The sequence below is a fragment of the Pedobacter agri PB92 genome, assembly GCF_000258495.1.
Classification (GTDB): domain Bacteria; phylum Bacteroidota; class Bacteroidia; order Sphingobacteriales; family Sphingobacteriaceae; genus Pedobacter; species Pedobacter agri.
The window spans coordinates 1-341 of sequence record NZ_AJLG01000368.1 but is presented as its reverse complement, the minus strand read 5'-3'; the positions used below and the strand labels follow the sequence as shown (position 1 = coordinate 341).

At 37.5% G+C, this 341-nt stretch carries 1 protein-coding gene; it reads left to right on the top strand.

The window, feature by feature from the left end:
* On the top strand, positions 1 to 341 hold a 341-nt coding region (locus ON09_RS23915), incomplete at both ends, for a response regulator (protein ID WP_010603603.1).

Sequence of the window (341 nt, the reverse complement as noted above, 5' to 3'; positions counted from 1 at the left end):
CTATTAATTATTGATGACGAGCGGGCGATTAGAAGTACCCTACGCGAAATCTTAGAATACGAGAACTATGATGTAGAAGATATCGATAATGGTATCGATGGGCTCGAAATGATTAAGAAAGGTAATTTCGACCTTGTTCTTTGCGATATTAAGATGAATAAGATGGATGGTATGGAAGTGCTTGAACAAGCACAGATCATTAAACCTGATTTACCATTCATTATGATTTCTGGTCATGGTACGGTTGAAACCGCAATTGAGGCCAGCAAAAAAGGTGCATTCGATTTTATTTCAAAACCACCAGATTTAAACCGTTTGCTAATTACCGTTCGCAATGGTTT